We start from the raw sequence: 23,014 nt of genomic DNA, 5'->3' as shown, positions 1-23,014 counted from the left end.
CGTAGAATCACCTCGTGGCAGGACGGATCAACGACGAGGACGTGAAGGCGGTACGGGACGCGGTCCCGATCGACGCCGTGGTCTCCGAGTACCTCCAGCTGCGCAACGCCGGTGGCGGCAACCTCAAGGGGCTGTGCCCCTTCCACGACGAGAAGTCGCCGTCCTTCCAGGTCAGCCCGAGCAAGGGACTCTTCCACTGCTTCGGCTGCCAGGAGGGCGGCGACACCATCACCTTCGTCATGAAGGTGGATCACCTCTCCTTCTCGGAGGCGGTCGAGCGCCTGGCCGCCCAGGCCGGCATCACGCTGCGCTACGAGGAGGGCGGGTACAACCCCGCCCACCAGCGCGGCGAGCGTATCCGCCTGGTCGAGGCGCACAAGATCGCCGCCCAGTGGTACGCCGAGCAGCTCGCCACCAGCCCCGAGGCCGAGACCGGCCGGATGTTCCTCGCCGAGCGCGGCTTCGACCAGGCCGCCGCCGTCCACTTCGGCGTCGGCTACAGCCCTCAGGGCTGGGACCACCTCACCCGCTACCTGCGCGGCAAGGGCTTCACGGACAAGGAGCTGGTCCTGTCCGGACTGTCGCAGGAGGGCCGCCGCGGTCCCATCGACCGGTTCCGGGGCCGCCTCATGTGGCCCATCCGGGACATCGGCGGCGAGGTCGTCGGCTTCGGCGCCCGCAAGCTGTACGAGGCGGACAACGGCCCGAAGTACCTGAACACGCCCGATACGGCGATCTACCGGAAGTCCCAGGTCCTGTACGGCATCGACCTCGCCAAGCCGCACATCGCCAAGGCCAGCCGGGCCGTCGTCGTCGAGGGCTACACGGACGTCATGGCCTGCCATCTGGCCGGTGTGACGACGGCCGTCGCCACCTGCGGTACGGCCTTCGGCGGCGACCACATCAAGATCCTCCGCCGGCTCCTCATGGACAACGGCTCGGCCCGGGTGATCTTCACCTTCGACGGCGACGCGGCCGGCCAGAAGGCGGCCCTGCGCGCTTTCGAGGACGACCAGAAGTTCGCCGCCGAGACCTACATCGCGATCGCGCCCGACGGTATGGACCCCTGCGAGCTGCGCCTGGCCAAGGGCGACGAGGCGGTCGCCGACCTGGCCGAACCCCGCACTCCGCTCTTCGAGTTCGCGCTGCGCCAGATCGTGAGCCGCTACGACCTCGACACCCCGGCGGGCCGCGCGGCCGCCCTGGACGAGGCCGCGCCGATCGTCGCCCGCATCAAGAACAGCGGCGCCCAGCACGAGGTGGCCGTCGAACTCGCCGGCATGCTCGGCATCCTCGACACCCAGTTCGTGGTCAAGCGCGTGGCCCAGCTGGCCCGCTGGGCGCGCGAGCGCGGCGGAAAGGGGCCGGTCCCCTCGTCTCCGCAGCCGTACGAGGCCGCCCCCCGGACCGTCTCCGGGGGCCCCGCGCTCCAGCTCCGCAACCCCGTCTTCGCCACCGAGCGCGAACTTCTCAAGCTCGCCCTGCAGCGCCCGGAACTGGTCTCCCCGGCCTTCGACGCGTATGGTGTCGACGAGTTCACCGCCGCCCCGTACGCTGCCGTGCGCCAAGCCATCCTGGACGCGGGCGGCGCCGAGTACGGCATGCAGGACGCGCAGGAATACCTGATGCGGGTCCGCGAGGCGGCCCCTGAGGACACGGTCCGCGCCATGGTCACCGAACTGGCCGTGGAGGCGATCATGCGCAGGACGGTCGACGAGAACTACGCCGGTGAGCAGCTCGTGACCGTGCGCCGCCGTGCCGTGGAGCGCCGTGTCCAGGAGATCCAGATCACCGTCAGGCGGCTGGAGGCGGGGGGCGACCCGGCCCAGCTGGCCGCGGCGCGGAACGAACTGTGGGTCCTGCAGCAGTACGACCAAGCCCTAAAGACGCGGGGTGCCGCCGCCCTCTGACACGTCGTCGAACGCCGGTGTCACCGCCCGCACCAGCCGCTCCGCGAACTCCCGCTCCCTTTCGGTGAACTGGGGGTATTCGGTGGCGAAGTGGTTCCACTCGACCTCCCCGGCCACCTCCACGATGTCCTCCAGCAGGATCTTCTGCCGGTACGGATACGGCCACTCGCCCGACAGCCGGAACACTTCGTGCAGCAGCTCGCGGGAGAGAGGGTGGTGCTCGGCGAGCAGGACGGCGTCGTACAGGTCCTTGCCCTGGCCGTGCACGTCGGTGAGCAGCCACATCAGCTTCCAGACGAGCGACAGCGCGGGCGTCGCCGCGAGCAGCACCGCCCCGCCCGGCAGTTCCAGCGGCTCGGGCTCGTCGGGCAGCGGCTCGTTGAAGACGAAGTCGAGCTGGACGTGCCCCCCGGGTAGTCCCGGCGCCGACCAGGGCAGGACCATCCGGCGGCCTGGCACCCGGTCGTAGGTCCAGATGTCCTCCACGACCGCGGTGCGCGGGTAGAAACGGACCTCGTCTCCATGGGCCTCGGCCGCCTCGGCGACGCCCGCGAACATCTGCTCCGTGCGCTCCTCTTCGATCCGCCAGGCGGCCGGTACGACGACGAAGTCCAGATCACCGGGTTCGCGGGCGGCCTCCCCGAACCACGCCGACATCAGCAGGCTGCCGCGCAGCACCAGGGCGTCCGCCCACGGTGAGGCTGCGATGCCGGCCAGCACCAGGTGCTGGGCTCGCCGTCGGGCGGCCCGCCAGGCCTCGCCGCGCGCCGGGTCGGTGAAGACGGGGTCGGTGGCCCGGTAGGCGTTCTGGTAGTGCTTCAGCGCCGGTTCGAAGACGGGCCGCTGCGTCACGTCCCGGCCGGGCACCCGGGTCAGCGTTCTGGGCAGGTCCTTGGCCTGGCGCGTCGTCTCGTCCAGCGGCTCGCGCGGTATCTCGTTCGCCTGCCACCCGAAGTTCCGCCATGTGCCGCTCATACGCCCGCTCCCTGGGTCGTCGGCTCCTCGAGCCACCCCTCGTCCACCGACTCGTCACTGTCGTAGAGCACGAACTCCCGCTCCACGGACAGCACGTCGAACCCGTCCAGCTCCGCAAGCAGCCGCTCCAGCGCCCGCCCCGCGTCCTCGTCCGCCACGCCCCGGCAGCGCTGGGTCACGAACCGCTCGTGCCGTCCGCCCTGCTGTACCCGCCGGGCGTTCCACGACAGGTGCGCGCCGTGCGGGACGACCCGTGCGGTCAGGGCGCCGAGGTCGGTGTCCGCGTCCAGGAGCAGCTTCACGTGGTGCTCGAAGTACTGTCCACGGGACCGCCCGCCCCCACACGGCCCGGCCGGTACCTCCGGTGCCCACGGCACCGACTCGATCTTCACCCGGACCGGCGCGAAACCGTCCGCCCGCAGCGCCGCCACGGTCCGGTCCGCCCGCGCCGACTCCTCGGCGTACGACGTGGATCCGGCGAGGGTGAGCATCGGCTGCTGCCGCATCCGGCCGCGGGCCAGCACGATGTGCGTCAGCTTCAGCCCCGCGGCATCCGCCCAGACGCGCAGCCGCTCCGCCTCGACGGGGGCCGCGCAGTCGACGGTCACATGGGTTTCGTACAGGAGTCCGGACACCGGGAGATCGTCGCAGACCGGCCGGGGTGCGGCACCCGAGTTTCCGGCCCTGGTCACCAACCGGTCACGAGCCGGATGCAAAAAGTCACCGCAAGCCCCTCGTGGCGGAGATGTGTCTTCCCCCACACTGGGGGCGGTGCCCGAGTCCCCAGGGCCTGTCCAGGAGCGCAGGCCGTCGACTCTCCGCTCCCGAAGTACCGCTGCCGCACACCTTGAGCAGCGATCATCCTGGAGGTCGCCCCCGTGCAGACCCAGACCCTCAGCCAGACCGACAGCAGCACCAGCACCACCGCCGACGAGTCGGACGCCGAGTCCGACGTCCTTGTGGCCGTGCCCCCGCAGGGCCGCGCCCTCGGCCACCCGGACGGCGCCCCCGAGCCGGCGGAGCCGCCCGCCGAGGCGCTGCGGGAGGACCCCGACGAGCCCGGCGAGCCCGGAGCGCCGGAGGAGACCCCCGAACCCGTCGAGGCCCCGCCCGTCGCCCGCGCCGAGACCGGCGGGCCCTCCTCGGACCTGTTCCGGCAGTACCTGCGCGAGATCGGCCGCATCCCGCTGCTCACCGCGGCGGAGGAGGTCGAACTCGCCCGCCGGGTCGAGGCGGGGCTGTTCGCCGAGGAGAAGCTGGGTAGTACCCCCGACCTGGACAGCCAGCTCGCGCTCGACCTGGACCGGCTCGTCGTCATGGGCCGGATGGCCAAGCGCCGCCTCATCGAGGCCAACCTGCGGCTGGTGGTCTCCGTCGCCAAGCGGTACGTCGGCCGCGGCCTGACCATGCTCGACCTGGTCCAGGAGGGCAACCTCGGGCTCATCCGGGCCGTGGAGAAGTTCGACTACGCCCGCGGCTACAAGTTCTCCACCTACGCCACCTGGTGGATCCGGCAGGCCATGTCCCGCGCCCTGGCCGACCAGGCCCGCACCATCCGGGTCCCCGTGCACGTGGTGGAGCTGATCAACCGGGTCGTCCGGGTGCAGCGCCGCATGCTCCAGGAACGCGGCTACGAGCCGACGCCGGAAGAGGTCGCCGCGCATCTGGACCTGCCCCCCGAGCGGATCGGCGAGGTGCTGCGCCTGGCCCAGGAGCCGGTGTCCCTGCACGCCCCGGTGGGCGAGGAGGACGACGTCGCGCTCGGCGACCTCATCGAGGACGGCGACGCCACGAGCCCTGTCGAGTCGGCCGCGTTCCTGCTGCTCCGCGAGCACCTGGAGGCCGTGCTCTCCACCCTCGGCGAGCGGGAGCGCAAGGTCGTCCAGCTCCGCTACGGCCTGGCCGACGGCCGCCCGCGCACCCTGGAGGAGATAGGGCGCCTGTTCGGCGTGACCCGGGAACGGATACGGCAGATCGAGTCGAAGACGCTGAACAAGCTCCGGGATCATGCCTTCGCCGACCAGCTACGGGGATACCTGGACTGAGGGGGCCGCCCACCTGACGTGAGCGACCCCCGGGAGTCAGTCGACCTCGGCCACGGCCTGCGCGAACTGTGCCTTGTACAACCGCGCATAAGCCCCGTCGGCAGACAACAGCTCCGCGTGGGCGCCCTGTTCGACGATGGAGCCGTTCTCCATCACCAGGATCGTGTCGGCGTCCCGGATGGTGGAGAGCCGGTGCGCGATGACGAACGAGGTCCGCCCGTCGGCGAGTTTGGCCATCGCCTTCTGGATCAGCACCTCGGTGCGGGTGTCGACGGAGCTGGTCGCCTCGTCCAGCACCAGGATCGTCGGGTCGGACAGGAACGCCCGCGCGATGGTGATGAGCTGCTTCTCACCGGCGCTGACCCCCGTGCCCTCGTCGTCGATCACGGTGTCGTACCCCTCGGGCAGGGTGCGGATGAACCGGTCCGCGTGGGCCGCCCGCGCCGCCTCCTCGATCTCGCCCGGGGTGACTTCGCGCGAGGCGCCGTAGGCGATGTTGTCCGCGATGCTGCCGCCGAACAGCCAGGTGTCCTGCAGCACCATCCCGATCCCGGACCGCAGTTCGTCCCGGGACATCTTCCGGATGTCCACGCCGTCCAGGGTGATCCGGCCGCCCGAGACGTCGTAGAACCGCATCAGCAGGTTGACCAGCGTGGTCTTGCCGGCACCGGTCGGGCCGACGATCGCCACCGTCTGCCCGGGCTCCACCGTCAGCGACAGGTCCTCGATCAGCGGCTTCTCCGGGTCGTACCGGAAGGACACGCCCTCCAGCGCCACCCGCCCGCGCAGCTGCGCCGGCCGCTCGCCCGGCACCGGATCCGCCTCCTGCTCCTCCGCGTCCAGGAGTTCGAAGATCCGCTCGGCCGAGGCGACACCCGACTGCACCAGGTTCGCCATCGACGCGACCTGCGTCAGCGGCATCGAGAACTGCCGCGAGTACTGGATGAAGGCCTGCACGTCACCGATGGACAGCGCGCCCGACGCGACCCTGAGGCCACCGACGACCGCCACCAGCACATAGTTCAGGTTCGACACGAACATCATCAGCGGCTGCATCACACCGCTGTTGAACTGCGCCTTGAACCCGGCCTCGTACAGCGCCTCGTTCTGCTCGGCGAACTGCTTCGCCGACTCCTGCTGCCGCCCGAACACCTTCACCAGGGTGTGCCCGGTGTACATCTCCTCGACGTGCGCGTTCAGCTTGCCGGTGGAGCGCCACTGCTGCACGAAGTGCGGCTGCGACCGCTTGCCGACCCGGGTGGCGACCACGAACGACAGCGGCACCGTCACCAGCGCGACCAGCGCCAGGATCCAGGAGACCCAGAACATCATCACGAGCACGCCGATGATGGTCAGCACCGAGTTGATCAGCTGGCCCATCGACTGCTGGAGCGTCTGCCCGATGTTGTCGATGTCGTTGGTGGCCCGCGAGAGCACCTCGCCGCGCTGGCGCTTGTCGAAGTACGACAGCGGCAGCCGGGACAGCTTCGTCTGCACGTCCTCGCGCATCCGGTACATCGTGCGGTTCACGGCCCGGTTGACCAGTCGGGTGGCGACCGCCATCAGCAGACCGGCGACCAGGAAGGTGCCGAGCGCGATCAGCAGGACGTTCCCGACGGCATCGAAGTCGATGCCCTTGCCGGGGGTGAAGTCGGTGCTCTTCAGCATGTCGGCGATGGAGCCCTGGCCCCGCTCGCGCATCGACTGGAGCACCTGCTCCTTGGTGGCCCCGGCCGGCATCTGCCGGCCGACGATGCCGGCGAACACCAGGTCGGTGGCCCTGCCGAGGATCTTCGGGCCGATCACGCTCAGGGCGACGCTGACGACCACGCACAGCAGCAGGGCGTAGATGGTGACCCGTTCGGGCCTGAACCGGGCGACGAGCCGTTTGCCCGACCCCTTGAAGTCCATCGAGCGCTGGTCGGGGCCGCCCCCGGCCATCATGCGTCCCATGGGCCCGGCCATCAGGCAGCCTCCGCTTCCGTGAGCTGGGAGAGCACGATCTCCCGGTACGTCTCGTTGCCCGCCATCAGCTCGTGGTGCCGGCCGGTGCCGACCACCAGGCCCTCGTCCAGCACGACGATCCGGTCCGCGTCCCGGATGGTCGCCACGCGCTGGGCGACGATGACGACGGTCGCCTCGGCGGTCTCCTGGGCGAGCGCCGAGCGCAGCGCCGCGTCCGTCGCGTAGTCGAGCGCGGAGAAGGAGTCGTCGAAGAGGTAGATCTCCGGGCGCTGTACGAGGGTGCGGGCGATGGCGAGGCGCTGGCGCTGACCGCCCGACACGTTCGTGCCGCCCTGCGCGATCGGCGCGTTCAGGCCGCCCTCCAGCTTCTGCACGAAGTCCCTGGCCTGCGCCACCTCCAGTGCGTGCCACAGTTCCTCGTCGGTGGCGTCCGGGTTGCCGTAGCGCAGGTTGGTCGCGACCGTCCCCGCGAACAGGTACGGCTTCTGCGGCACGAGCCCGACGGTCTTCGCGAGCAGCGCCGGCTCGACCTGCTGGACGTCGACACCGTCCACCAGGACCTCGCCCTCGGTGGCGTCGAACAGCCGCGGGACCAGACCGAGCAGGGTCGACTTGCCGCTGCCGGTCGAGCCGATCACGGCGGTCGTCTCACCCGGCCTGGCGACCAGGTCGATGGACTTCAGCACCGGCTCCTCGGCACCCGGATAGCGGAAGCCCGCGCCCCGGATCTCCAGATGCCCGTGCCGGCGCAGCTCGACGACCGGGGAAGCCGGCGGCACCACGCTCGAGTCGGTGCCCAGGACCTCCTGGATGCGCTCGGCGCACACCTCCGCGCGCGGCACCATCATGAACATGAAGGTGGCCATCATCACGGACATGACGATCTGCATCAGATAGGCGAGGAACGCGGTCAGGTCGCCGATCTGCATCCCGCCGCTGTCGATGCGGTGCGCGCCGAACCACACCACCGCGATCGACGACAGGTTCACCACCGTCATGACGATCGGGAACATCAGCGCGAGCATCCGGCCGGTGGCCAGCTGCATCTCGGTCAGGTCGCCGTTCGCCTTCCCGAACCGGCCCTGCTCGTACTCGTCCCGGACGAAGGCGCGGATCACCCGGTTGCCGGTGATCTGCTCGCGCAGCACCCGGTTCACCGTGTCCAGGCGGACCTGCATGGCCCGGAACAGCGGCCGCAGCCGGCGCACGATCAGCGTCACGGAGATGCCGAGCACGGGCACGACGGCGATGAGCACCGCGGACAGCGGCACGTCCAGGCCGAGCGCCAGCACGATCCCGCCGACACACATGATGGGCGCCGACACCATCAGCGTGAACGTCATCAGGGCCAGCATCTGGACCTGCTGGACGTCGTTGGTCGTACGGGTGATGAGCGAGGGCGCCCCGAAGTGACCCACCTCACGGGAGGAGAAGGACTGCACCCGGTCGAACACGGCACCGCGCACGTCCCGGCCGAGCGCGGAGGCGGTGCGGGCGCCGTAGTACACGGCACCGATGTTGCAGACGACCTGGGCCAGCGAGATGCCGATCATCAGGGCGCCGAAGGACAGGATGTAGCCCGTGTCACCCTTCACGACACCGTTGTCGATGATGTGCGCGTTGAGTGTGGGCAGGTAGAGGGTGGCGCAGGTCTGCAGGAACTGCAGCAGCACCAGGAGAGCTATGGGTTTCTTGTAGGGCCTGAGGTAGGTCCGCAGAAGTCGTATGAGCACGCTACGTCTCTCGGAGTCGGCGGTAGGGGCTGGTCGGTTGCCCCTGGCCCCTATCGTCGAACACTCCACCCGCGTTACCTCAACCGATTAACCCAACAGCGGTGCCCGTACGACCCTGTGCGTTTGTGGCGCTATGGGCGAAACGCCCCGGGGTGGGTCTGCTCCCGCACCGACACGAACTGCTGCCGCACGGCCTGCCCCACAGCCAGTTGGTCGCCCGGCTCCAGGACCTGCGCGGCCGGCCCCGGCCAGACCGGCGGGGTGCGCGGGTCGAGTGCGCCCTGCGACACGCCGAGCGCCCACGCGGCCTGCCGGGCCGCGCCGATCGCCGCGTAGTCCGCGGGCTGCGGTACGACGACCTGCACGCCGAACAGCGAGGGCGCCGCGGCCTGCACGGCGGGCAGCTCGGCGGCCTGGCCCAGCAGGAAGATCCGCCGCACCTCCACACCCCGCCCGCGCAGCACGTCCAGCGCGTCGGCCAGCCCGCACAGCATGCCCTCGAACGAGGCCCGCGCCAGATGCTCGGGCTTCATCGACTCGCGCCGCAGCCCGGCGATGGTGCCGGCGGTGTGCGGCAGACTCGGCGTCCGCTCACCCTCCAGGTACGGCAGGAGCACCAGCCCGTGCGACCCCGGAGTCGACTTCATCGCCAGCTCGGACAGGCTCTCCAGGTCCGGCAGACCGAGGAGTTCGGCGGTGCCGCGCAGGGTGCGTACGGCGTTCAGGGTGGTGACGACCGGCAGGTGCATGCCGGTGGCGTCGGCGAGGGACGTGATCATCCCGGCCTGGTCGGCGAGCGCCTCCGGGTGCACGGCCATCACGGACCCGGAGGCCCCGAGCGACACGACCGCGTCCCCGAGCCCGATCCCGAGCCCGAACGCGGCGGCCATGGTCTCCCCGGTGCCGGCCGAGATCAGCAGCCCCTCCGGGGTCGTACCGGCCGCGTCCGCCGGGCCGATCACCTCGGGCAGCATCGCCTGGTGGCCGAGCGCCAGCTCGACCAGGTCGGGCCGGTAGCCACCGGTGGCGGCGGACCAGTACCCGGTGCCGGAGGCTCCGCCGCGGTCGGTGGTCCGGCGCACCGGCCGCCCCAGCAGCTGCCACACCAGCCAGTCGTGAGCCTGCAGCAGAGCGGCGATCCGGTGCGCGTTCTCGGGTTCGTTCTTCGCGAGCCAGCGCAGCTTGGTCACCGGCTGCGCGGCCTGCGGCACACAGCCGACCGCCTGCGCCCAGGCCTCCCGGCCGCCGAGCGCGTCGATGAGATCGGCCGCCGCGACCTGCGCCCGCTTGTCGCCGCCGACCAGCGCCGGACGCACCGTGTTGCCCTGCGCGTCCAGCGGGACCAGCGCGTTCTGCTGTGAGGAGACACCGATGGCCTGCACGCCCTCCAGCAGGCCGCCCCCCGCGGCCTCGCCCAGGGACAGCAGCCAGGCCTGCGGATCCACGTCGCTGGGCCGCCCGCCCACGCCTTCCGGTGCCTCCACCGGATGCGGGGCGTACCCCTGCCTGAGTACGGCGCCCGTGTCCGCGTCACAGACGACGATGCGCGTGAAATCGGGCGAGCTGTCCAACCCGGCGACTATCCCCATGTCCAAAATTCTGCCGTATCGCTGCGCTTGCTTTGGCCGTGGGCGCCGTGGAGTTGCCGTGCCCGGCGCCGATAGGTGCCGCTACGTGTTGCTCGTGCCCCAGTCGTCCTCCGGGAAGCCGTTGGTGTTGCGTTCGCGCAGGGAGCGGACGCGTTGGGTCACCGAGTCGGGGACGTGGTCGCCGACCTTGTGGGTGACCGTGTGGAAGGCCTTGCCCGCGTACACGCGGCCCTGCTGGGCGGCGGTCTCCGCGGTGTTGCGTACGGCGGGGTTCTGCGCGATCTGACGAGCGGACTTCTTCAGCTGCTCGTAGCGCTCGCGCCCAGCCCTCGTGCCGAGTACGTAACCGAGGGCCAGTCCGGCGACGAACGTGAGCCGGTAGCGCATGGCTGCCACCCTTCCCTGGGGTAGGTCTGTGGTGCGGCGTCGGGACCGGGGGGAACCGATTGGCGGAGCACCCCCCTGCTTGCGCTAATGTATGTGTCGCAGCGAGCGCCCGCCGCCTGGCGAACACCCAGGTAGGTACGTTCGATGCAACGAGGCGATCCTCCGTAGCTCAATTGGCAGAGCAGCCGGCTGTTAACCGGCAGGTTACTGGTTCGAGTCCAGTCGGGGGAGCTTCGGTCCTCCGTAGCTCAATTGGCAGAGCAGCCGGCTGTTAACCGGCAGGTTACTGGTTCGAGTCCAGTCGGGGGAGCACGCTGAACGAGGACCCTTCGGGGTCCTTTTTCATGTCCGCGGGAACCACGGCGCGCGCGCCGAAGTCCTCAAGGTCAGGAAGCAGCGCAGAAGCCGACCATCCGAAGCAGGAGATCGTATGAGCGGCTATGCTGCGGCAGACGGCGCGCACACATGTACGCGACACGCCGCTATGGGGCGGTAGCTCAGCCGGTTAGAGCAGCGGACTCATAATCCGTCGGCCGTGGGTTCGAGTCCCACCCGCCCCACCATGCAGGCCCTTGACCTGCAGAAACGTCTCAGCAGGCGTGCGGATTCAGGACATCGAGTGAACGGACCGAATCCGCTGCTCGTGACTTCAACGGCGCTTCGGGCTGCGGGGCTCACGATGCGTTGACCTGGGCGGATGCGTGGGTTCGTGGTCGGGGGGAAGCCGTAATCGTCGACCTGCGCGGGGCTCGGACGCACGAGTTGGGACGCTGATGGGACGCGGGAATGGGAAGGGCCCTCTGCGGACCCACTTGCCGCCCCCCTTCGGCCGTGGCAGGCGGGTTCGACGGGTGGCTCGGCGCATGAGCGAGTCGCCTTGATCGCTGGGTGGCTCTGGACGATCTCGCCGCGGCCGTTGCCGAACTGGCCACGGCACCTGAACCGCCGCCGCTGCAAATCATCGCTGGGCCACAATCCCTCACCGGCGACCAGGTCGCCGCGGGACTCTCCGCCGCGCTCGGGCAAGAGGTCTGCTGGAAGACGATCGCGCCAGCCGAGTACGAGCAGATGCTCGCCCCCTACCTCGGGCAGGAAGCCGCGGCCGGGGTGGCTGCGGCCTATCTGCCTCCCCCGCCCGACGTCCCACTGCCCCCTGCTCCTGACCCCGCAGTCGTCCGGACCGGCCCCACTACGCTGCGCGACTGGGCCATCCGACAGCACTGGCCCCAATAACCCGAGCACAGGACGCCTGCCAACGACCACACGCCCCACAAAGCGTGGGCCCTAGCTTGATCTTCAACCTGGGTAACTGCCGTACGTGCAGGCGGCCTCGGCTGACCATGTGCTCCGACCAAGGAACGCACACACCCAGCACGAAGGCCGTGGGATGAGACTGTTGCACCCTGCTGTCCGGCAGGAACGGTTCGCAGAACTGGCACGCTTCCGAGGTGAGTTCTACTCCTGCCTGACCAAGCGTTCGGATGAAATGTGCGGCCCCCGGAGTCGGACCCTTCCGCCTGCCCTTCGGCAGGGCGCAGAGCTCCATCTCGATCGCCGAGGCGGAGCTTTTGTGTAGTGGAACGGCAATCCGCTGAGGACGGTTGGGAACCCACCTTCGAGCTGACGTAGGCGCCCGACAGTCCGGTGTCCCTGGCCGACGAAGACCGAGGGTGGATACATGGCGTATCCCGTCTGACCAGCGAAAACGTCACCAATGGACGCTGATCGTCAAGGGCCGCCAAGATCCTCAAAGATCCGTCGGCCGTGGGTTCGAGTCCCACCCGCCCCACCACTCGCTGCGCGAGGAGAAGCCTTGTGCGCTTCCACTCTGCGACCCGTTCCGGCGTTCAGACCAGTGCCTTGGGCCGCTTGACCGGCGGCAGCTCGACCGTCGTGGCCCGGTTGCTCGTGCAGTGGCCGCGCTCGATGCCACTGCCGAGGCACGAGCTGAGGGTGGCGTTGGTACGGTGCATCGTGGAGGCGCTGGTGATCTTCCGCTTGTCCGTGCGGCCTTCGCGGACGGCGGCGTTGGCATCGAAGTAAGCGCCGCACGTGGCACGGCGCTCCTCCTGTTCCCCGCGGCGCGGACCCGCGCCGTGTAGGCGGCGCCGCGAGCTTGCTGTCGTCGTAGGTCGCGTGGGGTCACTCCGTGCGTGGCACGAGACCGGTGCGGTAGGCGTAAGCGATCGCCTGTCCGCGATCCACTACGCCGATCTTGGTGAAGATGTGATTGATGTGGGTCTTCACGGTCACGGTGCTGATGCCCAGTTGGGTGGCGATCTGGTCGTTGCGCAGCCCCTCGGCCATCCGCGACAGCACCTGTGTCTCCCGTGGGGTGAGCGCCTCGGCCGTGTTGCGGTCCGGGCGGCGGGTGTCGTCGCCGAGGGCTGCGGCGACGACACGTGCCTGCGCGGTCGGTGCCAGTGCGGTGCCGCCGGCGACGACGGTGTGCAGGGCGGCGAGGATCTCCTCGACGGTGGCGTCCTTGGTGAGGTAGCCGCGGGCGCCGGCGCGCAGGGCCGCGAAGAGCGACCGGTCGTCGGGGTAGGTGGTCAGCGCGACGACGGCGACGCCTGGGTGGGCCGCGATGATGTTCCGGGTGGCTTGGACGCCGTCCATGCGTGGCATGCGCAGGTCCATGAGGATGACGTCGGGTTGCTGGCTACGGGTGGCGGCGAGGGCTTCGCGTCCGTCGGCGGCGACGCCGACGACCTCGACGCCGGCGGCCCGTTCCAGGAGCATGACCAGGCCTTCGCGTATCAGTTCCTGGTCGTCGACGACCAGCACGCGGATCGTCATCTTGTCACCGGGAGGGACAGCCGCACGAGGAACCCCGTGGCGGTCGGCCCGGCGACCAGCATGCCACCGGCTGCGGTGACCCGGTCGCGCAGCCCGGCCAGCCCCTGCCCGCCGCTGGGCAGCGCCGGGCGTGGCTGGTGCCGCTGACCTGCAACGTCTTCCACCGTGGTGATCAGGTGCCCGTCGCCGACGGTGATGTCGACCCGGACCCGCTTCGCGGCGCTGTGGCGCACGGTGTTGGTGAGCGCCTCCTGCACCGTGCGGTACAGCGCGAGGGCCACATCCTGGTCCAGGACCGGTGCCGGCTCGGGCAGGACGATCTCGCAGGGGATGCCGGAGGTCGCAGCGAAGTCGGCCGCCAGCTGGCGCACCTGCGTCCAGTCGGGCCCGCCGCCCCGCAGTGCGCTGACCACGGTCTGCGTTTCGTGCATCGAGGCCCGGGCCACCTCGACGCCTCGCTCCAGCATCAGGCGCAGCCGTGGCACGTCGACCGGGTCGTCGTCGAGCAGGGCACGGGCCGCCCTCAGCTGCACCAGGAGCGTGCTGGCGGTGTGAGCCACCACGTCGTGGATGTCGCCGGCGATGCGGGTGCGCTCACCCAGCACCGCCTCCCGCGTTTCGGCGGCCCGGGCGGCGGCGTACGAGGCCGTAAGCCGCCGTCGGGCCGCCCGCTCGCGGGCAAGGGCCCGGCCCAGTGCCACGACGAGGTACGCGCAGATCGGCGAGAGCAGCACCGTCGGTGCGATCCCCCTGTATCCCAGGCCGAGTCCTGTGGCGGCCGCGACCGCCACCGCCGCGCCGTAGCGGGGCGGCAGCAGGCCGGCGGCTGCTGCTGCCAGGCACACCAGAATGAACATTGCTGCGCCCGTGCCAGTCATCCGCCTCTGTACTACCTTCCTTGCCGGGCGAAGGGCCGCCACACCGCCCGTGCCCGGCCCTTCGCCCCAGGGACCGGGCAGCTGCGCCCGTTGCGCACCAGCCACATGCCGCGCCACGTCAGCGCGGCCCATACCAGGGTAATGACGGTGCCGGCGAGCCACACATGCGCGCGCAGGAACACACCCGCGGCGGTGCCGCCCAACGCGACACTCAGCAGTGCCAGCGTCACCGGCAGATGACACGGGCAGATCGCGAACGCGCCGATCACCGTGGCCAGGCCCCGCCGCTCGCGGCGCCGGCCTTCCATCGCGCCCCCTGCCGAGCCGTCCGCTCCTTGACTGGCCGGGTGGGCCACAGGCGATGCCGTTGCCGACCCCGCCGCACGGTCAGCCTGGCCGGACACCTGCGTGAGGGCCGGACTCATCGTGTACCCCCGCGGGAACGGCGACGCGACCGGACCGCGTACGCCACCAGCGCCACCAGCCCGAGGCCGGCCGCGATGCATGCATAGATCATGGAAATCCTCCGTCAGGACAACAGGACGCTGCCCAATGTCGTCCTGAACGGGCATGCGCACATGGGCGCCAGGGTGGAGATCAGCCGACGGCATCCACCCCTAGGTGGACCTGCGCTCTCATGCGCGACACGTTCACCGACGCACGCGTGAAGAAACTCCAGCGGACCGTGGCCGTGGCGCGGTGACTGTTTCTCCGCCCGGGCTGGTTCGGCGAGGCGGTTCGGACTTCCCGCATCGTCGCCGGCGTGACGTGCAGCGGTTCGACCCAGGGCGTGGGGGGCGCCGTCGAGGTCGGGGACGCCGCTGGGCAACGTGTGGGTCCTGGCCGGCCCGGCCTCAGCAGCCGGCGGTCGAGGCTCCGCGCCCGCGCCAGGTTTACGCCCACGCTGAAGGTTCCGCCCGTTGGTTGGGCGCCGGACGGACGGACCCCGCTCGGAACCCTGGGGGTCGGATTACCCGGTGGCGTCGATGCCGGGCTGGGCCAGGGCCCGGAAGATCTCGTCGACCTCCTCCGGTGTGCTCCGGGGACTGTGGGCGAGCCACCAGGCGACGAGGGCCAGATGGGCGGCGACGACGAAGCGGGCGCGGGCTTCTGGGGGAACGCCTCTGCCAGTGGGGGACGGAAGGTCGTCGCGGACGACATCGAGAAGAAGCTCCTCGATGTGCTTGAGCACGGGACGCAGGCTGGTCTCGGTGAAGACCGCCCGCGCCAGATCCCGCTGCTCCTCGATGTGGCGCAGGAACGGCAGGCTGAAGTCCAGCGGCCCGCGGGGCGATGCCGCGCCGGCGTTCGTGGGGCGGCCGACCAGCGTCCGGAGATCGGCGAAGCCGTCTGTCAGCAAGTCGTCCTTGTTCACGTAGTGGTTGTAGAAGGTGGAGCGGCCGATGTCGGCGCGGTCGATGATGTCCTGGATCGTGACCGCTTCGTAGCCCTTCTCGGTCATGAGGTCGATCAAGGCGCTCCGCAACGCCTGCCGAGTACGGCGGACCCTGCGGTCCGGCTTTGTGACCACCGTCACCTCGCCTTTCTGAACACCTCAGGCCGATCTTGTTCGGTTCCGGACGCCCGGCCGCCGATTGCTTCTTGTTCGGTCCCTGCTCGTGGACATTCACTACTTAGCGAACTGATGTCCAGAAACAGACTAACGTCCAGCAGGATCGGTGCCACGTATGAGCATGAGGGAAAGCAAGCCGGGCGATCCGGTCATCGCCGCTCGGGGACTCGTCAAGACCTATCCGATGCCGTCAGGCGATGTCACCGCGCTCGGCGGCATCGATGTGGACGTCGCCGCGGGTGAGTTCGTCGCCGTGGTCGGCCGGTCCGGCAGCGGCAAGACGACGCTGCTGAACGTTCTGGCGGGGATCGATCGCCCCACCGCGGGGGAGATCGTCGTCGGTGGAACGGCTGTCCACGAGCTGAAGGGCTCGCGACTGGCTGCCTGGCGCGGCACCGCGATCGGCTTGGTGTTCCAGTTCTTCCAGTTGCTACCCACCCTGACGGTGGCCGAGAACGTGATGCTGCCGATGGATCTGTGCGACACCTTCCCCGCGCGGCAACGCCGGGCCTGGGCACTGGAGTTGCTGGAGCGGGTCGGAATCCGGGAACAGGCCGGCAAGCTGCCCTCCGCGCTCTCGGGCGGACAGCAGCAGCGCGCCGCGATCGCCCGGGCCTTGGCGAACGAGCCGCCGGTGCTGCTGGCCGACGAGCCGACGGGCAACCTCGACTCGGCCACGTCCGACAGCGTGCTGGACCTGTTTGCGCAACTGGCTGCGGACGGCCGGACGGTGCTGATGGTCACCCACGAGCGCGACGTCTCCCGCCACGCCACTCGGCAGATCACGCTGGCCGACGGCCTGATCAGCAGCGACGTTGCGACCGGGGAAGACCGAGAGGGCGTGCTGTCATGACGCTCCTGCGGCTGCGGAAACTCGCCCGCGACCTGTGGGCCACGCGCGCCAGGATCGCCATGATGACGATCGCCATCGCGGTCAGCGTGCTCACCGTGATCGCGTTCCTGTCGGCACGAGCCGTCATCGGCCGGGAGATCACCCGCAACTACGCGGACACGCATCCGGCTTCGGCGACCCTGCATGTCCCCGGCGGTGTCGACGAGGCCGCCCTCGCCGCCGTACGAGCCCGGCCGGGCGTCCTGGACGCCGCCGCCCGCGCCACCGTGCCGGCGCGGATCAGGGTCGGCGACGGGCCCTGGCGCGTCCTGGTGCTCTTCGTAAGCTCCCCGGCCGATCCGCAGCGGATCAACAAGGTCGCAGTGGAGGAGGGGAGTTGGCCCCCACCCCAGCGCGCTGTGCTGCTGGAACGCACCGCGCTGGACTTCCTCGGCGTGCACACCGGTCAGCGGGTGGTCGTCCAGGCGGGCGGTGGGGCGCCGGCGGCCATGACTGTGACAGGGGCCGTGCACGACGGCGGCGTCGCGCCGGCCGGACAGGAGCAGACCGCCTACGGCTACACGACCACCGAGGCCCTGGCCGCACTGGGCCTCCCCGGGACGCTCGACCAGGTGCGCATTGTCGTGGGTGACCACTCCACCGCCGCCGACGACCCCTCCGTCATCGACCGCACCGCCCAGCGCGTCGCCGCCGGGCTGAAAGCCCAGGGCCACCCCGTCAGCGGCATCGACGTCCCGCCCCCGGGACGCCACCCCCATCAGGGGCAGATGGTCATGGTCGGGTTCGTGATGCTGGCGTTCGGGCTGATGGCGCTGCTGCTGTCGTCCGTCCTGGTGGCCACCATGCTGGGCGGCATGCTGACCGCCCAGATCCGCCAGATCGGGGCCATGAAGGCCGTGGGCGCCCGCACCGGCCAGATCCTCCGGATGTACCTGGCCCAGACGGCCGCGATCGCGCTCACCGCCACCGCGCTCGCCTTCGCACCGGGCCTTGCCCTGGGAGGTGTCCTGGCCGGGCAGGCGGCGCGACTGCTCAACCTCGACATCGCCGACGCGTCCCCTCCCGGCGGGGTGTACGCGGTCGCCCTGACGGCGGGGATCGGCGTGCCACTGCTGGTGGCGCTGGTGCCGTTGGTGCGGGGCAGCCGCATCACCGTACGCCAGGCCATCGACGACCACGGAGCCGACCGCGCCGTTCCCGGCGGCCGTCTCGAACGTGTCCTGACACGCCTGCGCGGCCTCGGCCGCACCCGGATGCTGGCCCTGCGCAACATGTTCCGGCGCCGCGGGCGCCTGGCGCTCAGCGTCGGACTGCTCGCCGTCGCCGGCGCCATGTTCCTCACCGGCTTGAACACCGCGGACGGCTGGAACTCCCTGGTCGGCCAGGGGATCAGGCAACGCAGCTACGACCTGGAGATCCGCCTCGACAGGTCCTACCCCGCCGACCGTCTCACCGCACTCGCCCGCTCCACCCCCGGCGTGCGGGACGCCGAGGGCTGGGGCCGGACCGCCACCACCGTGCACCACCCCGGACGCGTGGACGTCGCCCACGTCTACCCCGACGAGGGCCACGACAGCTTCACGGTCATGGCACCGTCCGCGGACACCCGCATGGTGCACCTGCCGCTGAAGGCCGGCCGGTGGCTGCGGCCCGACGACACCGGCGCCGTGGTGCTGAACAACCTGGTCCCCGGCCAGCAGGCTCCGGGCGTCGGCGTCGGCGACAGCATCACTCTCACCGTCGCCGGACATCCCGTCACCCGCCGGGTGGTGGGAATCGTCTCCGACTTCGGCACCCTGGGCACGGCCTACCTCACCGACCGGGACTACGCGGCCATCACCGGCAGCCCGGGGCAGGCGGAGATGCTGCGCGTCGTCACCGGCCGCCACGACGCGGCGACCCGCCAGGCCGTCCTGGACCGGCTCGAGCGCACTCTGGCCCGGGCGGGGGTGGGCATCCAGCAGTCCACCACCCTGGACACGCTGCGGGTGGCCCTGGACGGACATGTCCTGGTCCTGGCCGACACCCTGATCGCCCTCGCGATCCTCATGGGTTTCGTCGGGCTGCTGGGGCTGGCCTCGGCCCTGAGCACCGGCGTCCTGGAACGCACCCGCGAGTTCGGCGTCCTGCGCACACTCGGCGCCACCGGCTCAGCGATCCGCACCGTCGTCCTCACCGAAGGCGTCCTGACAGCCGCACTCAGCCTGATGTTCGCGACAGTCGCAACCCTGCCCCTGACCCGGGTGTTCGGGAACTTCATCGGCAACCAGGCCTTCCGGCAGGACCTGCCCTACGAGTTCTCCCTGCCGGCGCTCGCCCTGTGGACCCTGTTCACCCTCGCCGGTGCCGCCGTGGCCGGCACCGCGGCAGCCCGACGCGCCTCCCGTACAACCGTCCGCCAAGCCCTCACCACTGTGTGAACCCCCAGCGAAGGGAACTGAACCGTGAGCCGTACCCGCACGATCCTGCTGATCCTCCTCGGCCTCGCCCTCGTGATGGCGACCATCCACTTCGCCGTCAACGGCCTCCCCGCCCTGAACAGCCTCAATCCCCACGCCCGCTGACCCACTCACCCACGACTCATCCCCTGTGCACTACGGAGACCCATGCCCACCATCGTCCCGCCCCCTTCCCAGCCCGCCCCCGTTCAGGTGGGCGCCCGCACCATCGTTCCCCTGGTGGAAGCGGTCGGCCCGGCACTGCCCGCCCGCGCCACCTACCCGCAACTTGACCCCGGAGAACTGCGAGACCTGCTCACCGCTCACGGAGATACCTACAGCGACCCCTCCCGCACCCATCTGCGCATGGCCTCCCAGGGATTCGCCATCCTCGGAGCGGGGCGCGTCATCCTCGTCGACACCTGCCTCGGCGGAGCCAAGCCCGACCGGCCCCGCCCCAGGGCCGGCTTCACCTCCCGCTGGCCCTCCGCCCTGGCCGCGGCGGGGATCAGCCCGCAGCACGTGGACACAGTGATCAACACCCACCTCCACCACGACCACGTCGGCTGGAACACCACCTTCGCGGATGGGCGGTTGCGCCCCACGTTCCCCATGGCCCGCTACCTGATCACCCGGGAAGAGCTCGCCCACGCGTACGGCGTCAGGCCGCCCACCCACATCGTCGACAGCGTGCTGCCGCTCCAAGCCGCGGGACAGCTGGAGACCTGCGACCCCGACACCCGCATCGACCACGAGGTCAGGCTCGTTCCGGCACCCGGGCACACCCCTGGCCACGTCCTGGTCGACATCACCAGTCAGGGGCAACGTGCCGTACTCGCCGCGGATCTGATCCACCATCCCCTCCAGCTGCGCCGTTCCGACGTCTCCGCCGCGATGTGCACCGACGTCCACCAGTCCGCCGCCACCCGTACGCGGATCCTCCAGCGGTACGCCGACACCGACACGCTCTTCCTTCCGAGCCACTTCCCGCGGGGCGGCTACCTGCACAGCGCCCGCGACGGGTGGAGACTTGCCCCGGCCTGAGAACTTCCTCGGGTGGGGCCACGCGGGGTGGAACCGGGCGAGTTCGCCCCGGACGCGGTCCAACTGCCGGGCGTGTTCGTCCGGCTGAGACGTGCACCGGGTAATCCGCTGCGCGGAGTTCCGTCTCTCTTTCCCGAGCTCGTGCTACGTCCCCGTCAGGCGGGCGACATTGTCCAATCAGGGTGTGTCGGGACGCAGTCGGGACACAAGGACAGGAACAGACTGACAAAGACGAAGGAACGCCGACATGGCAAGCCCCTCCTGACCTGTGAAAACGTCATGAACGAGCGTGGACGGGCAAGGGCCGCCAAGATCCTCAAAGGACTCATAATCCGTCGGCCGTGGGTTCGAGTCCCACCCGCCCCACCGAAGCTGATCGGCGCAGGAACGTTTTCACCTGCGCCGACTATGCACCCTCCCGGTCGCGACCTGCCGGAACGACACGGCAGAGACCGTTAGCCGGCCCCCTGCTGGCCCCCTGCTGGCCCGAAGGGCGGACGATCACCGCAAGCGGCCTCCACCGCGGAGCTTGCTCTGGCCGCCTGACAGGGTCGATCCGCATCCAGAAGGCGGCCCATGCCTGAAGATCCCACTGGCGGCTACGTCACCAACCCGCGCCAGGCCAAGCTCCTGATGACCCAAGACATCAGCGATGTCACGAGGTTCATGGAGGGGGCAGAGATGCTCGGAACGGGGCTGCAGGTACGGCGCATCGCGCTCCCCAAGCAGGATTAGCCCCACCGAGGTTGATCACTCCAGGTAGCCGAGATGGGCGTAGCGCTCTCTATCGCCATGGAGGATCAAGGCACACGGTGGCGATCTTCACGGTGTCACTCCTTCACGTCGAAGCCGTGGGCCTTGCCCAGGCGGGTCAGGGAAGCCTTGCCGGGGATGCCACCGGCGGACGCGCCGTGGTAGCCGTAGCGCTCCTGGAGCCTGTTGTAGGCGGTGATGGTCTTGGTGCCGAACGAGCCGTCCACCCACTGACTGCTCAGCAGGCCCTCGGCGCGCAGGGCCTTCTCGACGAGCAGCACCTCGGCGCGGTGGGTGGTGCGCCCCTGGGCCGCGCCGGGGCCGGGGCGGCGGCGTGGCCGAGCTGGTTGGCGATTCGCTCGCGCATGTCGTGCATGTCGAAGCCGCGGGGGTCGGACTTCCAGCCGGACCATTCCAGATGGCCGATGACGCTGCGGGCCGTCCAGCCGTGGTGCCGGCACGCTCGGGGAGCCCGACTGCCATTCCTTCCTTGCCTCCCCACGACGCTGCCCAGCGTGCTCGACCCGGATGATCTTGCCGGTGGGTGTGTAGCGGGTCCAGACGGAGAGTGGTGACTGACCGCCCTCGTACGCGCTTCCCGCGCGGTCAGGCGGTCAGTCGGGGGCGCGCAGTCCGGCCAGGACCAGGTCGACGGCCTGCTCGGCCCACTGCGGGTGGCCGCCCCGGCCAGCCATGTGGTCGGCGTAGAACGGGCCGAGCAGCGCCGACACGGCCGCTTCGAGGTCGGCGTCCTCGCGGATCCGGCCGGCTTGTCGCGCCTGCTCCAGGGCCTCTCGCAGGAGGGCCCGGCGCGGGAGCACGGTGCGTTCACGCAGGAGGGCGAGGAGCTCCGGGGTGTGGGCCTCTTCGGCGAGGCAGGTGCCGATGAGTGCCATGCCGTTGACCCGCTCGACGGTGGCGGCGAAGTCCTTGAGGACGTTCACCAGGTTCGTGCGAAGGTCCCCGCCGGGGGGCGGGGCGTCGGTCATGCGGACGGCGGCGAGGGCCGCGGTGAGGAGGTCGGCCTTGGTCTTCCAGCGCAGGTGGATGGTGGACTTGCTGACCTGCGCGGCGGCGGCGACCTGGCTGAGGCTCATGCGCGTGTAGCCCTGGGAGGCCAGCAGTTCCAGGGCGGCCTGCAGGATGGCGGTGTCCTTCTCGGCAGAGCGTGGCCGCCCCGCGGCTGCCTTGGTTTCCGTTCCACTCACCTGTTCGCTCACCTGGTCAGGATAGAGGGGCCTCCCGTACCGAGCGGTTCGGTACGGGAGGCGGAGGGCGATCCCGTGGGTCCGCCCGGCTCGGGGTCAGGCGCCGGTGCGGGCGCCCTGGATGTGGAAGTTGAAGTCGGCGTGGCCCAGCGCGCCCCACAGGCGGAGCCAGACCGGCAGCAGCATCTCGGTGCCGCGTGCGGCGGTGATGTCGCCGAGGTCGATCACGCTCTCCCGGGGCCAGCCGAACTCCGCGAGGAGCTCGGTGGCGAACTTCTTGGCGTCGGTGTCGTCGCCGCAGACGAAGACGTCGTGCTCACCGACCACCAGGGAGGGCTCCACCATGACGTGGCAATTCATGGTGTTGAGCGTCTTGACGACCTTCGTCTCGGGGAACGCGCGCTGGATCTGCTCGCCGAGGCTGTCGGTGTTGACCGGGTTCAGCGAGGGCGGCATGCCCTGGGAGAAGTCCAGCGGGTTGGCGATGTCCAGCAGGATCTTGCCCGCGAGGTTGTCTGCGCCCGCGGCCTGGAGGGCCTGGAGTGAGACGGCCCCGGCGGTGGTGTTCACCGCGGCCTCGCCGAAGGCCGCGGCGTCGGCGAAGGACAGCAGACGCACCTGCGTGTGCTGCGCCAGCCACTGGGCGATCGGCGGGTTGCCGTAGGCGTCGGGTTCGGTGCGGGCCACGGTGGCCTGCGGGTCTCGGGTGCCGATGACGACCTCGTGGCCGAGGGCGGCGAGCTTGCCGGCGATCGTCCGGCCGACGACACCGGTGCCGAGGACTGCGTAGCGCATGAGAGCGAGATCCTTTCCGGGAGGGGGTGCCGACGCGCGTTCTCCGGCACCCCCAAAAACTAAACCGAG

The 23,014-nt window shown here is 70.4% G+C and carries 20 protein-coding genes, 3 tRNA genes and 1 pseudogene; 10 read left to right on the top strand and 14 right to left on the bottom strand.

Annotation, left to right across the window (positions count from 1 at the left end; genetic code table 11):
• Nucleotides 1-14: 14 nt before the first annotated feature.
• Entirely contained in the window at nt 15-1,910 is a 1,896-nt protein-coding gene (dnaG, locus tag ACFY3C_RS33090) for a DNA primase (RefSeq protein WP_390773395.1), read from the top strand.
• Here the strand turns inward: dnaG and ACFY3C_RS33085 are convergent.
• Together ACFY3C_RS33085 and ACFY3C_RS33080 are read right to left on the bottom strand one after the other, a co-directional pair.
• Nucleotides 1,881-2,885: a nucleotidyl transferase AbiEii/AbiGii toxin family protein gene (locus ACFY3C_RS33085; RefSeq protein WP_390773394.1), complete on the bottom strand. Its 1,005-nt coding sequence runs from the start codon at nt 2,883-2,885 to the stop codon at nt 1,881-1,883. The two genes, dnaG and ACFY3C_RS33085, sit on opposite strands and share 30 nt — an antisense overlap.
• The gene (locus ACFY3C_RS33080; protein ID WP_390773393.1) at nt 2,882-3,520 is read right to left on the bottom strand and encodes a hypothetical protein; all 639 of its coding nucleotides are present in this window, start codon (nt 3,518-3,520) and stop codon (nt 2,882-2,884) included. The genes ACFY3C_RS33085 and ACFY3C_RS33080 overlap by 4 nt, the downstream gene beginning before the upstream one ends.
• Before the next feature lie 200 nt (nt 3,521-3,720).
• Here ACFY3C_RS33080 and ACFY3C_RS33075 point away from each other — a divergent pair.
• Nucleotides 3,721-4,930 (top strand): annotated as a pseudogene (locus ACFY3C_RS33075) (RNA polymerase sigma factor).
• A 36-nt stretch (nt 4,931-4,966) separates the two neighbouring features.
• Here the strand turns inward: ACFY3C_RS33075 and ACFY3C_RS33070 are convergent.
• The 4 genes from ACFY3C_RS33070 to ACFY3C_RS33055 all read right to left on the bottom strand — a co-directional run bounded on the left by ACFY3C_RS33070 (nt 4,967) and on the right by ACFY3C_RS33055 (nt 10,604).
• On the bottom strand, nt 4,967-6,895 hold the full coding sequence (locus ACFY3C_RS33070) for an ABC transporter ATP-binding protein (RefSeq protein ID WP_390773392.1): 1,929 nt from the start codon (nt 6,893-6,895) through the stop codon (nt 4,967-4,969).
• A complete protein-coding gene (locus ACFY3C_RS33065) occupies nt 6,895-8,628 on the bottom strand; it encodes an ABC transporter ATP-binding protein (protein WP_390773391.1) in 1,734 nt (577 codons plus the stop codon). Before ACFY3C_RS33065 ends, ACFY3C_RS33070 begins: the two co-directional genes overlap by 1 nt.
• Nucleotides 8,629-8,759: 131 nt before the next feature.
• Complete coding sequence (locus ACFY3C_RS33060) at nt 8,760-10,217, bottom strand: FGGY-family carbohydrate kinase (RefSeq protein ID WP_386572042.1); 1,458 nt, start codon at nt 10,215-10,217, stop codon at nt 8,760-8,762.
• A gap of 81 nt (nt 10,218-10,298) precedes the next feature.
• The gene (locus tag ACFY3C_RS33055; protein WP_094217941.1) at nt 10,299-10,604 is read right to left on the bottom strand and encodes a hypothetical protein; all 306 of its coding nucleotides are present in this window, start codon (nt 10,602-10,604) and stop codon (nt 10,299-10,301) included.
• 158 nt (nt 10,605-10,762) lie between these two features.
• On the opposite strand from ACFY3C_RS33055, the gene ACFY3C_RS33050 reads away from it, so the two are divergent.
• From ACFY3C_RS33050 to ACFY3C_RS33035, 4 genes are all read left to right on the top strand, one after another.
• Nucleotides 10,763-10,835: transfer RNA gene (locus tag ACFY3C_RS33050), tRNA-Asn, on the top strand.
• Nucleotides 10,836-10,841: 6 nt separating this feature from the next.
• Nucleotides 10,842-10,914 (top strand) — tRNA-Asn (locus ACFY3C_RS33045).
• Nucleotides 10,915-11,090: 176 nt separating this feature from the next.
• Nucleotides 11,091-11,167, top strand: a tRNA-Ile gene (locus ACFY3C_RS33040).
• Between the two features lie 325 nt (nt 11,168-11,492).
• Nucleotides 11,493-11,837, top strand: coding sequence for a hypothetical protein (locus ACFY3C_RS33035; protein ID WP_390773390.1), 345 nt, complete (start codon nt 11,493-11,495; stop codon nt 11,835-11,837).
• Between the two features lie 614 nt (nt 11,838-12,451).
• Here ACFY3C_RS33035 and ACFY3C_RS33030 read toward each other — a convergent pair.
• The 5 genes from ACFY3C_RS33030 to ACFY3C_RS33010 all read right to left on the bottom strand — a co-directional run bounded on the left by ACFY3C_RS33030 (nt 12,452) and on the right by ACFY3C_RS33010 (nt 15,812).
• Nucleotides 12,452-12,577, bottom strand: a complete 126-nt coding sequence (locus tag ACFY3C_RS33030; RefSeq protein WP_390773389.1) for a hypothetical protein — start codon at nt 12,575-12,577, stop codon at nt 12,452-12,454.
• A 169-nt stretch (nt 12,578-12,746) separates the two neighbouring features.
• A complete protein-coding gene (locus tag ACFY3C_RS33025) occupies nt 12,747-13,403 on the bottom strand; it encodes a response regulator (protein ID WP_390773388.1) in 657 nt (218 codons plus the stop codon).
• Nucleotides 13,400-14,260 (bottom strand): sensor histidine kinase, encoded by an 861-nt coding sequence (locus ACFY3C_RS33020; RefSeq protein WP_390773387.1) that lies wholly within the window; start codon nt 14,258-14,260, stop codon nt 13,400-13,402. Before ACFY3C_RS33020 ends, ACFY3C_RS33025 begins: the two co-directional genes overlap by 4 nt.
• 32 nt (nt 14,261-14,292) lie before the next feature.
• Nucleotides 14,293-14,589 (bottom strand): hypothetical protein, encoded by a 297-nt coding sequence (locus ACFY3C_RS33015; RefSeq protein ID WP_390773386.1) that lies wholly within the window; start codon nt 14,587-14,589, stop codon nt 14,293-14,295.
• A 662-nt stretch (nt 14,590-15,251) separates the two neighbouring features.
• Nucleotides 15,252-15,812, bottom strand: coding sequence for a TetR/AcrR family transcriptional regulator (locus tag ACFY3C_RS33010; protein ID WP_390773443.1), 561 nt, complete (start codon nt 15,810-15,812; stop codon nt 15,252-15,254).
• A 163-nt stretch (nt 15,813-15,975) separates the two neighbouring features.
• On the opposite strand from ACFY3C_RS33010, the gene ACFY3C_RS33005 reads away from it, so the two are divergent.
• From ACFY3C_RS33005 to ACFY3C_RS32990, 4 genes are all read left to right on the top strand, one after another.
• The gene (locus ACFY3C_RS33005) at nt 15,976-16,707 is read left to right on the top strand and encodes an ABC transporter ATP-binding protein (protein WP_390773385.1); all 732 of its coding nucleotides are present in this window, start codon (nt 15,976-15,978) and stop codon (nt 16,705-16,707) included.
• Nucleotides 16,704-19,127, top strand: coding sequence for an FtsX-like permease family protein (locus tag ACFY3C_RS33000; protein ID WP_390773384.1), 2,424 nt, complete (start codon nt 16,704-16,706; stop codon nt 19,125-19,127). The genes ACFY3C_RS33005 and ACFY3C_RS33000 overlap by 4 nt, the downstream gene beginning before the upstream one ends.
• A gap of 186 nt (nt 19,128-19,313) precedes the next feature.
• Entirely contained in the window at nt 19,314-20,189 is an 876-nt protein-coding gene (locus ACFY3C_RS32995) for an MBL fold metallo-hydrolase (RefSeq protein ID WP_390773383.1), read from the top strand.
• 576 nt (nt 20,190-20,765) lie between these two features.
• Nucleotides 20,766-20,924 carry a hypothetical protein gene (locus ACFY3C_RS32990; protein WP_390773382.1) on the top strand — a complete coding sequence of 53 codons (159 nt, stop codon included), beginning with the start codon at nt 20,766-20,768 and terminating at the stop codon, nt 20,922-20,924.
• A 95-nt stretch (nt 20,925-21,019) separates the two neighbouring features.
• On the opposite strand, the gene ACFY3C_RS32985 is transcribed toward ACFY3C_RS32990, so the two are convergent.
• From ACFY3C_RS32985 to ACFY3C_RS32975, 3 genes are all read right to left on the bottom strand, one after another.
• Nucleotides 21,020-21,223, bottom strand: a complete 204-nt coding sequence (locus ACFY3C_RS32985) for a hypothetical protein (RefSeq protein WP_390773381.1) — start codon at nt 21,221-21,223, stop codon at nt 21,020-21,022.
• A 333-nt stretch (nt 21,224-21,556) separates the two neighbouring features.
• A complete protein-coding gene (locus ACFY3C_RS32980) occupies nt 21,557-22,162 on the bottom strand; it encodes a TetR/AcrR family transcriptional regulator (protein WP_390773380.1) in 606 nt (201 codons plus the stop codon).
• Between the two features lie 84 nt (nt 22,163-22,246).
• Nucleotides 22,247-22,945 carry an NADPH-dependent F420 reductase gene (locus tag ACFY3C_RS32975; RefSeq protein ID WP_390773379.1) on the bottom strand — a complete coding sequence of 233 codons (699 nt, stop codon included), beginning with the start codon at nt 22,943-22,945 and terminating at the stop codon, nt 22,247-22,249.
• Nucleotides 22,946-23,014: the final 69 nt, after the last annotated feature.

The sequence above is a fragment of the Streptomyces sp. NPDC001410 genome (assembly GCF_042895235.1).
GTDB lineage: Bacteria > Actinomycetota > Actinomycetes > Streptomycetales > Streptomycetaceae > Streptomyces.
This window is presented reverse-complemented; position numbering and strand designations above follow the sequence as displayed.